This window comes from Streptomyces sp. NPDC005963 (assembly GCF_040638655.1).
Taxonomy (GTDB): domain Bacteria; phylum Actinomycetota; class Actinomycetes; order Streptomycetales; family Streptomycetaceae; genus Streptomyces.
In genome coordinates, this window is record NZ_JBEXVD010000022.1 from 52715 (window position 1) to 65566 (window position 12852).

The 12852-nt window shown below is 67.4% G+C and carries 8 protein-coding genes and 1 pseudogene; 5 read left to right on the forward strand and 4 right to left on the reverse strand.

What is annotated here, in order from left to right:
- The first annotated feature begins 6 nt into the window (after window positions 1-6).
- Together drmD and ABZ348_RS25345 are read left to right on the forward strand one after the other, a co-directional pair.
- Entirely contained in the window at window positions 7-3288 is a 3282-nt protein-coding gene (gene drmD, locus ABZ348_RS25340) for a DISARM system SNF2-like helicase DrmD (RefSeq protein WP_358936722.1), read from the forward strand.
- Window positions 3288-7460 carry a type IIL restriction-modification enzyme MmeI gene (locus ABZ348_RS25345; protein WP_358936724.1) on the forward strand — a complete coding sequence of 1391 codons (4173 nt, stop codon included), beginning with the start codon at window positions 3288-3290 and terminating at the stop codon, window positions 7458-7460. Before drmD ends, ABZ348_RS25345 begins: the two co-directional genes overlap by 1 nt.
- Window positions 7461-7521: 61 nt before the next feature.
- Here ABZ348_RS25345 and ABZ348_RS25350 read toward each other — a convergent pair whose 3' ends face one another.
- Both ABZ348_RS25350 and ABZ348_RS25355 read right to left on the reverse strand, forming a co-directional pair.
- Window positions 7522-7731 carry a DUF397 domain-containing protein gene (locus ABZ348_RS25350; protein ID WP_358936726.1) on the reverse strand — a complete coding sequence of 70 codons (210 nt, stop codon included), beginning with the start codon at window positions 7729-7731 and terminating at the stop codon, window positions 7522-7524.
- A complete protein-coding gene (locus ABZ348_RS25355) occupies window positions 7728-8624 on the reverse strand; it encodes a helix-turn-helix transcriptional regulator (protein WP_358936728.1) in 897 nt (298 codons plus the stop codon). Before ABZ348_RS25355 ends, ABZ348_RS25350 begins: the two co-directional genes overlap by 4 nt.
- A 136-nt stretch (window positions 8625-8760) precedes the next feature.
- Between ABZ348_RS25355 and ABZ348_RS25360 the strand changes: the two genes are divergently transcribed.
- From ABZ348_RS25360 to ABZ348_RS25370, 3 genes and pseudogenes are all read left to right on the forward strand, one after another.
- Window positions 8761-9339 carry an ATP-binding protein gene (locus ABZ348_RS25360; RefSeq protein ID WP_358936730.1) on the forward strand — a complete coding sequence of 193 codons (579 nt, stop codon included), beginning with the start codon at window positions 8761-8763 and terminating at the stop codon, window positions 9337-9339.
- Window positions 9340-9477: 138 nt separating this feature from the next.
- Window positions 9478-10440: a helix-turn-helix domain-containing protein gene (locus ABZ348_RS25365; RefSeq protein ID WP_358936731.1), complete on the forward strand. Its 963-nt coding sequence runs from the start codon at window positions 9478-9480 to the stop codon at window positions 10438-10440.
- Window positions 10441-10478: 38 nt separating this feature from the next.
- A pseudogene (locus ABZ348_RS25370) lies at window positions 10479-10811 on the forward strand (hypothetical protein); the annotation flags it as partial.
- 125 nt (window positions 10812-10936) lie between these two features.
- Here ABZ348_RS25370 and ABZ348_RS25375 read toward each other — a convergent pair.
- Together ABZ348_RS25375 and ABZ348_RS25380 are read right to left on the reverse strand one after the other, a co-directional pair.
- On the reverse strand, window positions 10937-12124 hold the full coding sequence (locus ABZ348_RS25375; RefSeq protein ID WP_358936733.1) for a hypothetical protein: 1188 nt from the start codon (window positions 12122-12124) through the stop codon (window positions 10937-10939).
- Window positions 12121-12753 carry a DUF4365 domain-containing protein gene (locus ABZ348_RS25380; RefSeq protein WP_358936735.1) on the reverse strand — a complete coding sequence of 211 codons (633 nt, stop codon included), beginning with the start codon at window positions 12751-12753 and terminating at the stop codon, window positions 12121-12123. Before ABZ348_RS25380 ends, ABZ348_RS25375 begins: the two co-directional genes overlap by 4 nt.
- Window positions 12754-12852 lie beyond the last annotated feature (99 nt).

Sequence of the window (12852 nt, forward strand, 5' to 3'; positions counted from 1 at the left end):
GACGGCATGAGCACCACGGCACAGACGAGAACAGCGGCCTCCAAGGAACCCACCCCCGATGTCCCCGCCCCAGGCCAACTCGTCACCGTACGCAATCGCCCCTGGGTGGTCACCGAGGTGAGACCTTCCTCCTTCGCCTCGGACGACCCTTCCCACCTGGCCGAAGCCACCCATCTCGTCGAGCTGACCTCCATGGAGGACGACGCGGCTGACGAGGAGCTGCGCGTGGTCTGGGAGCTGGAGCAGGCGACGGAGGTGTTCGACGGTCACGCGCTCCCCTCGCCGCAGAACGGTTTCGACGAGCCCGACCGGCTGGACGCCTTCCTGGACGCGGTGCGCTGGGGCGCCATCGCGTCGGCCGACAAGACCGCCCTCCAGGCGCCCTTCCGCTCCGGCGTCGAGATCCAGGAGTACCAACTGGACCCGGTGGTCCGTGCACTGTCCATGCCCCGCACCAATCTGCTGATCGCCGACGATGTCGGCCTCGGCAAGACCGTCGAAGCGGGTCTGGTCATGCAGGAGCTGATGCTGCGCCACCGGGCCCGGACCATGCTCATCGTCTGTCCGGCGGGGCTCACCCTCCAGTGGCATGACGAGATGCGGGACAAGTTCGGCTTGGACTTCCGTATCGTCGACGCCGAACTCCTGAGGAAGCTACGCCGGTCCGCGGGCCTGTACGCCAACCCGTGGAGGCACTATCCCCGCCTGATCGTGTCGGTCGACTGGCTGAAGCGGGAACGCTCGCTGCGGATGCTGCGCGAGCTGCTGCCCGTCGTCCCCGAGTACCCCCGCGCCTTCGATCTCCTCGTCGTGGACGAGGTCCACACCTGCGCTCCCTCGGGGATCGGGAAGTACGCCGTCGACTCGCAGCGCACCACGGCCGTGAAGCTGCTCGCCCCGCACTGCGAGCACCGGCTCTTCCTCTCCGCCACCCCGCACAACGGCTATCTGAACTCCTTCACCGCCCTGCTGGAGATGCTTGACGACCACCGGTTCGCCCGAGGGGTCAAGCCGTCCGAGGAGCAGCTGCGCCGGGTGATGGTGCGCCGGATGAAATCCGAGCTGCCGAGTGACTGGAACGGCAAGCCTCGCTTCCCGCAACGGGTACCGCACTCCCTGGAGGTCTCCTACGCGGACGGGGCGCGGGACGCCTACGCCAAGCTCGCCGAGTACGCCCGGTCCCGCCGCACGGGGCAGGACGGGAACGGCAAGGCGGGCGGGGCCGCCTCCGACTTTGTGACGACCCTGCTGAAGAAGCGGTTCCTCTCCTCGCCGATGGCGTTCGACCGCACCATCCGCACCCATCTGAAGACGATGTCCGCCCAACCCGCCGACAACATGCCCACGCCGAGCATCCGCGTACTGCGGCCCCTCATCGACGGCGTCGAGGAGGCCGAGGAGGGGAACGAGGAGACGCGCACTCAGGCGGCGGACAGCGCGTTCACCGCCGCCCGGCACGCCATGCGCCCGCTCTCCGACGGCGAACGGACGCTGCTCACCGACCTCAGCGGTTGGGCGCAGGGAGCAGCGAAGCGCCCGGATGCCAAGTTCGCTCGCTTCCGTGACTGGCTGGAGGACATCGTCTGCCCCGGCGGCCCCGGGGCGGCTTGGACCGATGAGCGCGTCATCGTCTTCACCGAGTACCGCGACACCCAGAAGTGGCTGTACGGGCAGCTCATCGCGGCCAAGTACCCCCCGGACCGGATCGCCCAGCTGTTCGGCGGCCAGGACAAGGACGAGCGCGAGGGCATCAAGTCCGTCTTCCAGGAACACCCCGATCACTCTCCGGTACGCATCCTCCTGGGCACCGATGCCGCCAGCGAGGGCATCAACCTCCAGTCGTACTGCCACCGGGTACTGCACTGGGAGATCCCCTGGAACCCGAACCGACTGGAGCAGCGCAACGGCCGCGTGGACCGGCACGGCCAGCGCGCCGACCAGATTGATGTGTACCACTTCGTCCCCGAGGGCTGGCAGGGCTTCACCCCTGCCGACGACAGCCGTACCGACTCGGGTTACGAGGACGGCGCGCTGGAGGACGAGCTGCACTTCCTGGCCGTCGCCGCCCGCAAGACCGAACGCATCCGTGAGGACCTCGGCAGCGCGGGCGAGGTGATCGCCGCCCAGGTGGAGCAGAAGATGCTGGGCCGCCGCTCCGACTGGACGACCGCCGACGCGGAGATCACCCGGCGCTCCGGCAAGGCCGTACTGAAGGTGGAACGCGACCTGAACCGCGATCTGGAGCGGCTGTCGGCGACCCTGGTGGGCAGCAGGCAGGAACTGCATCTGAACGCGGACAACGTCAAGCGGGTGGTGCGCACCGCGCTACGGCTGGCACATCGCAAGGACCTGACCAAAGTGCCGGACCCCGATCCGGCGAAGGGCGCCCGCTGCTTCCGCCTCCCGGAGCTGCCCGGCAGCTGGGCGAGAGCACGCTCCGACGGTCTGCGCCACCCACTGACCAAGGTCGAACGCCCGATCGTGTTCGACGAGACGGAGGCCAGGGGCCGCACGGATGTGGTGCTGCTACACCTCGGCCACCGCCTGGTCCAGATGTGCCTGCTCCTGCTGCGCGCCGAGCTGTGGTCGGGCGGAGCGAAGCCCGAGCCCGGGGAGGTGAAGGCGCGGGCGAAGCTCTCCCGGGTGACGGCGCGGGTGGTCCCGGACGGCCTGCTGCGCTCTCCGGCCCTCATCGCGCACGGCCGGGTGATCGTCTCCGGTCGGGGCGGTAAACGCCTCCATGAGGAGATCATCACCGCGGGCGGCTCGATCGAGGCCGGTAAACTCACCTCCGCCCGTCAGGACGAGGTCGAGGCGTGGCTCGCGGCGGCGACCGACGAGCTGCCCGTCGACTCCGTCCGCGATGAGCTGACCAATCTCTGGCCCCAGCTGGAGAGCCGCCTCACCAGGGCGCTGAACACCCGCGCGAACCAGCGTTTCCGATCCCTCGAAGCCCTTCTCGCCAAGCGCTGCGAGGAGGAGGTCGAGGGGGTGCGTACCGTCCTGGAGGAGCTGGGGCGATCGATCAGGGCGCGCTTGGACGACACTGGTCACTGGGCACAGGAGTCACTGTTCGAGGTGGATGACGAGCGTCGCCAGCTGAACGCGGACCGCGACGGGCTCAAGGAGCGTCTGGAACGGCTGCCGGAGCTGATCCGGACGGAGACGGACGCGCTACGGAACCGCTGGGCCGATCCGGCACCGCGCTGGTTCCCGGTCTCCGTCACCTTCCTCGTCCCCCGCGCCCTGTCACCCGCCGTACCCGCCGCCCGCCAGGAGATCCGCTGATGCCGCCCGCCGCTCGCAAGACGTTCCCGGCCAGGAGCAATGTCCCGACACCGGCCGACCAGCACACGGACTGGCTGCGGCTGCTGCGCCCGGACGGCCCCTTCCTCTCCCTGCCGGTGCTGCTCAACACCTTCTCCGAGGGTCTGGACACCATCCCGGCCGAGCGGTGGACCAGGCTGCGCCAGGCGTGGACCGAAGTCCAGCAGGACCCGGCCCTGCTGCGGCCCGCCTGGGAGGGGCTCGTCCTGACCGAGCTGCTCGGCTGGCGCTCCCCCGGTCTGCGCGAGGGCGCCGCCATCCCCGAGTCGCTGCACGCGGGCGCAAACACGCCCGATGCCGCACTCGTCGGCCCCAGCTCCTCCGGCCTCGTCCCACGCGTCCTGTTCTTCCGTACGGACGGCTGGGACGACTCCCTCACCGCCCCGCGCGGCGAGACGCCCGGTCTGGTGGACCGGGCCGCCGAACTCTGCCGGGCACGCGACGTCCCGCTCGCCCTGCTGACCAGCGGACGCCGATGGGCGCTCGTCCACGCCCGCCCGAAGGAGGCGACGACGGTCGCCGTCTTCGACGCCGACCTGTGGGGCGAGGAGCCGCTCCTCGCCCGTGCCTTCGCGACGCTGCTCACCGCGGGCCGCGCCGCCCGCCCACCGGTCGACGCGGCGGGAAAGCCGTCGGAGTCCACGGCCGCTCTGTTCGCCCGTACCGCCGATTCCCAGTCCGAGGTCACCGACACCCTGGGCCGCCAGGTCCGTGAGGCGGTCTCCCTGCTGGTCGCCGAGGTCTCCCGGCTCGACCGCGAGGCAGACGGCGAACTGCTGGCAGGTGTACCCGCAAAGCAGGTCTACGAGGGCGCGCTCACCGTCATGATGCGTCTCGTCTTCCTGCTGTACGCGGAGGAACAGCGCCTGTTGCCTTCCGGGGAGGCCCTGTACGACGAGTCGTACGCGGTCGGCCCGGTGCACGAGAGGCTTGCGGCGGCCCGCGCGAAGCAGGGCGACGAGTTGCCGGACCGGGTGACGGCGAGCTGGCCGCGCCTGCTCGCGACCTTCGCCGCGATCCACGGCGGCTCCACCCATGACCTGCTGTGGATTCCCGCCTACGGCGGCTCCCTGTTCGATCCGACCCGCTTCACCTGGCTGGTCTCCGCCAAGGTCACCGACCGGGTCGTCTACGAGATCCTGCACGCGCTTCTCACCCTGCGCGGCCGGAAGGGGATCAGGGGCGAGGAACGCCTCTCCTACAAGGGCCTGGACGTCGAGCAGATCGGCCATGTCTACGAAGGTCTGCTGGAGTACGGCTGCCGCTGGGCGGACGAGCCCTACGCGACCCTCTCCCTGGGCCGCGACCGTAAGTACGAGGCCGCGCTCCCCTTGGCCAGGCTGGAGGAGTGGTCAGCCGAGGGCACCCTGCCGGACCGGGTCGCGGACGAGACCGGCGCCAAACCGGCCGCCGTCACGGCCGCGCTCGCCAAATCGGGCAAGGTGACCGCCGAACTGGACGCGGCCTGCGGCAACGACGCTGCCCTCGCCGAACGCGCCGCCGCCTTCAGCGGTCTGTACGGACTCGATCTACGCGGCGAGCCCAAGGTGTGGCCGGCGGGCTCGGTGGTCGTGGTCCGCTCCGGCAACCGCCGTGACACCGGCACCCACTACACCCCGAAGGCCCTCGCCGAAGAGGTCGTCGAGCACACCCTCGCACCGCTCTGCTACTCCCCGGGCCCCGCCGAGGGCGCCGAGCCGGGCGTCTGGCAGGCCAAGTCCGCCGACGCACTGCTGAAGCTACGGGTCCTCGACCCGGCGATGGGCTCGGGCGCGTTCCTCGTCTCCGCCTGCCGCTACCTCTCCCAACGGGTCGTCGACGCCTGGCTCAGGGACGGACTGCCACCGGAGATCGCCCAGGACGTGGACCGGGACGACCGTGAGCAGCTGTTCCAGGTGGCCCGCCGACTGGTCGCCGGACGCTGTCTCTACGGGGTCGACCGCGACCCGATGGCAGTGGAGCTGGCGAAGCTCTCGCTCTGGCTCGTCACCCTCGCCAAGGACAAGCCGTTCTCCTTCCTGGACCACGCACTGCGCTCGGGGGACTCCCTGGTCGGCGTGACGGACGTGGAGCAGATCAAGTCCTTCCATCTGGAGTCGAAGAACCGGCAGCTCAGCGACAAGGTGTCACGCGCCCTGGACAGCACGGAGACCCTGCTCTCCCAGGCGGCACAACTCCGCCGCGACATCGAGGCATCGGCCGCCGACGACATCCGCTCGATACGCGACAAGGCCGTGAAGCTCGCGGAAGCCGAGTCACTGTCCAGGCGGCTGCGCCTGGCGGCCGACGCGGTGGTGGGCGCGGCACTGGCGGCGGAGGGCATCTCCGATGAGGAGGCGTCCGAACTGACGGGCGAGACGGCGGTGGGCGGCGCCCGGGGCCGGGCACGCTTCGCGGGCGTCAAGGAGGACGCGAAGGAACGGGCCTACCGCAACCGGCTGGAGTCGGTGGCCGGACTGGTGGTCAAGGCCCTGGAGGACGACGAGGAGGCCGACGCCAAGGCCCGGGCGATCGTGGACGGATGGCTGAAGGGAACCAGGGCGGAGACGGTACGACCGTTGCACTGGCCGCTGGAGTTTCCGGAGATCATGGGGGTGGGGGGCTCGACCGGGTTTGATGCGGTGGTGGGGAACCCGCCGTTCATTCCTGGCAAGAGAATTTCCAGCACCCTGGCGCACAGCTACAGAGAATACCTGGTAAACCGCATCGGCAATGGAGTTCGCGGAAATGCTGACCTCTGCGCCTACTTCCTTCTCCGATACCTCGCACTAGCACCAACGGGACGATCCGGGGTCATCGCAACCAATTCAATCGCCCAAAACGAATCTCGCGAAGTAGGCATTGATCAAGCAAAGGCGTCAGGCTGGAATGTCTACCGAGCGATCAAGTCTCAGCCATGGCCAGGTACGGCTGCTCTCGAAGTATCCCTCCTGTGGCTCGGCGGACAGAGGAACGGCAAAGAGATCCCCATCTTGGATGGCTGCGCAGTTCTTGGAATCACATCGGGACTCGATGCAGAATCACGCGCATCCGGAAAGCCGTATCCGCTAGCAGTAAACGAAGACAGGTGCTTCCAGGGTGTCACCTTGAGGGGGATGGGGTTCACTCTTCAACCACAACAAGCACAGGATCTAATCAAGAATGACATCCGCAACAAAGATGTGCTCTTCCCTTACATAGGGGGAGAGGATTTGAATTCTCGACCGGATTTCTCGGCCAGCCGTTGGGCTATCAATTTTCATGACTGGACAGAAGAAAGATCCCGGTCCTACGGTGACGCTTGGAATATCGTCGAATCCAAAGTAAAGGATGATCGTGAAAAAGTAGCACCAGGATCGCAGACAAAATTCTGGCATTTTTGGCGCCCACGCCCAGAAATGCGAAAAGCCATTTCCGGACTCTCGAAAGTGATCGTCGTAGTACGTCACACCAAGACGATGACTCCAGCGTTGCTACCCACTGATCAGATCTTTTCCGACGCCCTGTGCGTAGTCGCATCAGATTCCCACGCTCAACTGGCCTTGCTATCAAGCAGCATTCACGTCGGGTGGGCTATCCGATGGGGATCAAGCCTGAAAGGCGACCCTCGATACACCCCTTCAGACGTTTTTGAGACATTCCCCCATCCCGAATTGACAAACCGACTTACCGCTGCTGGGAACTCACTGGAGAATTCACAACGCACCGCCACCGGCACTCGCACTCTCGGCCTGACAAAGATCTACAATTCTGTGCATGACGAATCTGATCATTCTCCCGACATCGAGCTAGTACGCAAGGCGCATATCGAAGTCGACCAAGCCGTTGCTGAGGCATACGGTTGGGAAGATATCGACCTGAAGCACGGCTTCTACACGACCCGACAGGGTCCACGATTTACTATTGCTCCTGAGGTTCAGGTCGAGATTCTGGACCGCCTTCTAGAAATGAACCACACCCGACACGACGCCGAGGTGAGGCGCGGGATGCACACCCCCGAAGCGAAGCGGCGGAGAGCCGCTAAACGCAAGGCCGAGGCGGATGCTCGCGCTACTACGCGCAGCGCAAATTCAACTTCAGTCGCCGGGGATAGCTCAACCGCTGGCGAGGACTTCGAGGACGGGCTGTTTCCCAAGCCGGACGCCCTTTTCTGAGCCTGCCCAGCAACGTGCCCCCGCACTCGGTCGCGCCGGGTGCGGGGGTTCAGCTGAAGAGTCAGCGCTGCGAGGCGTACGTCACGAAGTCTGCCCATGCGCTGGACGCGACAGCGAGACGAGGACCTGCGATGTTCTTGGAGTCCCGGATGTGCACCGCTCCGACAGCAGTCGCGACCTCGACGCAGTCGTTGCCGTTGCTGCTGTCGCTGTAGCTGCTCTTGAACCAGATGAGCGCGTCAGGTTCCCTGGCAGAGGTCTTGCGGATCATGTGTCTCCCAGCACTTGCTCGATGAAGGCCAGCGACTCCCCTGGCGTGAGAGCCTGAGCCCGGATGATGCCATAGCGCAGCTCAAGGACCCGGAGTTGCTTGGGATCGGAGACGGGGCGACCTCCGTACTCGTCATCGGTGCGACCCACCGCTGAGCCGTCGCCGAACTTCAGCACCTGGATTTTTCCACCCGTTCCGGGGTGCTCCCAGCGTGTAGTCGGCATCACCTGGATTTCGACGTTGCGCATCTTCCCCACCTCCAACAGACGTTCGAGCTGCTGGCGTAGCAGCATTGTCCCCCCGATGGGTCGGCACAGCGTCACCTCTTCCAGGACAAAACTCAGCTCCGGGGCGGGCGATCGGTCGAAAATCGACTGCCGAGCCACGCGAGCGCCGACCATCCGATCCAACTCGTCAGCTGAGTACGCGGGGCGACGCGTCCCGAGTAGCGCCCTGGCGAACTCCTCGGTCTGCAATAACCCGTGCAGGTTGTGGTTGTTGTACGCCAGCAACTCGACCGCGCGAGCCTCCAACCTCGCCAAATCCCTCACCCGCTTCGGGTACCGCACCTCCGCCACGTCACGCTTCATCGCGGCGATCAACCCACCCGCGCTCAGGACCGCGTCCGCCCTGTCCAGATACTCGGCGCGGGGAATCCGCTTCCCGGCTTCCACCTTGTAGACGAGGTCCTCGCCGTAGCCGATCGCAACGCCGAAGTCGGCGGCCCGCATCCCGGCAGCCTCGCGGCGCAGCCTCAACTGCCGCCCCACCGTGGCGACGACGGCCGCGCCCGACTCGTCGTCGGGGTCCACCTCCCAACCCGGTTCGTCCGCCTCGTCCCTGGGCTGTTCCGTACCGTCCGTGTCCACCCGCACCCCTGCCACCTCCGACATACCGCTGTCACTGGACGCCCCCTGCCCAGAGGAACGTCTCGACAGCGTGGACAGCGCTGGACAAGCTCCGGACAGTAACCGTACGCAATCGTTTCGTCACTGGTCAGCGTAGGCAGAGGCGGCGACGCTGAGTGATGTGAACCAGCGAACTGCCCAACTGGGCTCCCCCGCCGCCCGCTTCACCGTGGTGCTCTCCCCCACCCCTCGCGGTGCCCGCCTCGCCCGCCGACTCGTCGCCGAGCGGCTGCGCTCCTGGGACCTGTCGGGGCAGGTGGCCGAAAAAGCGGCGCACATCGTCGCCGAGCTCGCCGCAAACGCCGTCACCCATGGCCGGGTGGCCGGTCGTGACTTCCTCCTCGGCCTGCACACCACAGGCGGCGACCGCCCCACCCTCCGTATCGAGGTCACCGACACCCATACGGGCCGGATTCCCGGTACGAGCCCGCTGGCCCCGGAGCCCGAGAGCGAGTCGGGGCGCGGGCTATTGCTCGTCGAGGCGTTCGCGGACCGGTGGGGCGTAAAGCTGGGCCCGGTGCCGCGCAAAACAGTGTGGGCGGAGCTCAATCTCGGACCGGATCAGTGCCCCTCACCGGAGCACGGGCGACCGGGTTCCGGTGACACGAGTGCTCTCTTTCAAGGAACAGAAGAGAAGAAAGAACCACACCCAACCCCACCCCCCTTCTCGCCGTTCGGGGAGTCTCACTCACATGAGTGAACCTCAGCAACAGGGCTGGTAATGGCGAGGGTTGAGTGATCTAGGCTCGCCACAACAACCGCAGACATACGACGGCCCCCGCCGGGACGGCAATCCCAATGCGAGGGCCTGACCACCAAGGAAGTCGACACCTTCCCGATGGATACGCAGAACCTTAGCGTGCCCTCGCCCACCCCGTCCGGGGATGCCGAGACACAGCACGACACGATTGATCACCCTGATCGCGAGCACCAGCCGTACGGTGTGACGCACGACAACACCCGTCACATCAGCCGCTTCACCATCATCGGCAACCACCTCGCCCAGCACTCCGAGTTATCCCTGCTGGCGATCGGACTGGGCGTACACATCCAGTCCCTGCCGACCGGGGCCCGGGTGGACATCAAATCGCTCACCGCCCGCTTCCCCGAAGGCGCGGCCCGGATCTCCGCAGCACTGCGCGAACTGGAAGCGGTCGGCTATCTGCGACGCGTACGGGAGCGGGTACCGGGCGGGCGGATCATCACCCGGACGGTGTCCTGCAACCAGCCCGCAGCCCGCCACCGACCGGGCACCGCCGTCAAACGAGCCTCGCCGGGCCGCACTCGCCCAGCCCCACCCCGTACCCACGGCTCTCACACCACACCCGCCAACCGGGCACCTTCCGAGCGCCCCCCAGCAGCCCGCCCACCGCGCCGCGAGCCCGTACCCCTGTCCGTACCGCAGCCCGGGTTCACCACCGGGGAGCTACTCAGGACAGCAACGGACCTCCTCGCACGCCTGCACCACACCGACCCGCGCCTACTCCTCTCCGCACGGGACACCGAGCAACTGGTCCCAGGGGTAGCGGCCTGGCTGGAACACGAGGCAAGCCCCGAAGCCGTACACCACGCACTGACCACCGGCCTACCCGCCGAGGGTCTGCGCCGACCAGCCGGACTACTGGCCCACCGCCTCACGGCAGGCCTTCCACCAGCGCCGCCCTTCCGACCACCCGGCGAAGGGCCACCCGAGCGGCACCCTCTCCAGAACTGCGATCACTGCGACCGGGCGTTCCGCGCCCCGGCCCCAGGGCGCTGCCGTGGCTGCGCCCCCACCCATACACCCGACCCACAACCGTAGGAAGCACATGGTCAGCTCACCCCACGAGGCGATGCACCGCATTGCGGGACACACCGGAAACCATCGCAGACCCCATCGTCGAGCTCACCGCACAAGGCCTGGGCAAGCGCCCGGCCGCACAACAGTGGAGGAACCTGGTGGCTGTGGACCTTTCTTTCTACAAGTCGCCTCTCTCTGAGGAAATCCGGGACGAAGGCCGGGCAGAAGGCCGGGCAGAAGACATCCTGCTCGTGCTGAAGTTGCGGCAGATCGAGCTGCCCGACGCGGCCCGCACCCGCATCACCGAGTGCGCCGACCCCGAAGTCCTGCGCCAGTGGCTCGCCCGCGCCGTCCTCGCCAGCTCAGCCGAAGAGATCTTCACCGAGGCGTAACCGTCCCGGGTGGGCCGGTCACTCCCCGTGGCCGTCCCACCCGGAGTTGATGTGCTCCGCCATCTCAGCGCGTCGTCCGGGCCCCATGGGCCGCTCCCAGCCGACCGCTGCCGTACTACCTCAGGTCATCCCTGCCCGAACGAAAAATGACTGACGCGCCGTAGTCGCACCCCTGACCCGCTCGGCTCCGTGTCACCCGTGACCGCGACCTCCAGCCGGTCGCGGAAGGCGGCCGTCGCCCGGTCGAGGTGGTCGGCATGAAGATCCACCCGAACCCTGCGCTGACGGGATTCGTCGTGGTCGAAAGAGCCATAGACCGTGGCCTCCGGCGGTTCCACATCCCGGCGCAGTCTGATCACCATCCCGCGCAACACGACACCGGACTCCTGCCCGAGCCGGGCCCGCAGGTCCTTCGCCCCCGCTTCCAGGGCTTCCACCTGTTCGGAGGCGATGCTCACCGGCGGCGAGGGCTGCTCGACCGGCATCTCCGGCGACCACGCGTAAGACAGGGAGAATCCCCTGCGTTCCTCGCCCGCGATCCTCACCAGGGCCTCGCAGAGATTGGCGGACAGACCCGCGCCGGTATAGCGCTCAAAACCGTTGAGTGAACCCCCCGACACCGCCTCCGCGGCGGCGTCCCGTGCACAGGCCACACCCGCGTACAGCATCCGGGAGACACGGCGCTGGAACGGCTCGGACGGGCCGCGTCGCAGCAGGGTGAGCTGTTCGGGAAAGTCGAGCATGCCCGGAGCGGGCGTCTGCTCGCCCGGATCGTCCAGACCGGGCAACGGCGTATGTGCGGTGATCACATAGCTGCCGACCCTCGACTGATCGAGCCGCACCGCCGCCACATGATCCTTCACCGCCTGGGGCTTCTGCGCGGGCTGCACCGCGCGTGGGGTCAGCGCCGAGGCCGCGGCGGCGGTGTGCAGCTCCTTGAGGCCGGTCAACGCGGACACCAGGTCCAACAGCGGGGCGGTACCGGAAGGGCCCGGTGGGAAGAGGCGTAGAAACTGCCAGTCCACCGGCGGTAGCCGCATCTCGCGCAGGATGTCACCGGGCCTGCGGGCCTCGACGACAGCGAGGGTCTCCAGGATGTCGCTGACCCGGCCCGCGTAGTCGCGGAAGTGCCTGCGCAGCGGCACCAGCACCTCATACGGCCGGCTTGCCTGTTCCGTGTCGGCCAGTTCCCACAGCTCACCACCGGTGTACCCACGCGCCGGTGACCAGCCCCGTCCGCGCAGATAGCGCTGCACGGCATCGGGAGCCAGGCCCGAGGCCTCGGCAAACTCCGCGTCCGTGATCACGGTCATGACGCCACCAGCATGTCCCGGTAGTCCTCATCGAAGAGACGGTGCAGGGAACCGACGGTTAGCAGATTGGCACGGGGAACGAGCACCGTGCGGGTACTCGTGGCGGGTCGGTCCATCAGAGGGTCCAGATCGTGCAGACAGACCCAGTAGGCCGCGTGCTTCAACAACAGCCGGTCATGGGTGGCGTCGGTCCAGGTCGACGCGTCAGACGGGGCGAGTACGAGAAAGAGGAAACGAGGGACCTGATACTCCCGCCCGGCCAGCCAGTTGTAGTTCTTGACCTTGAGCGGATAGTGAATGTCACCGTCGTCACCCGAAGGGGGTGATGTGCATTTGACTTGCGCCTCAATGGCCGGATATCGGCGTGTTCCCGATCTGCCGGGATGCCCCAGCTGCCAGTCCACACCGACTCGGTCACGTTCGCGACGGGCCGCGTCCAGGTTGGCGGCGGCGGCGAGCATACGAACGAACTGCTCGCCGAAATCGCCCCGATGGCCGTTGTCTCCGAGGTGAACGCCGTTCCCGATCGGGCCCGCCGACGTCATCGGCACTGGTGAATGCGGGACAGCGGGACCGGCTGGATCGCCGATGTGCTGGTGCGGGATGCCCCCGGTTCTGCTGTCCGTCATACGCCCCGCATCACCTTTGCCAGTCCCACGCGGGCGAGGGGACAACAGTCCTGCCCCTCGCTCGCGTTCGCCGCATGAGTGTTCCGATACCCGTCGCAG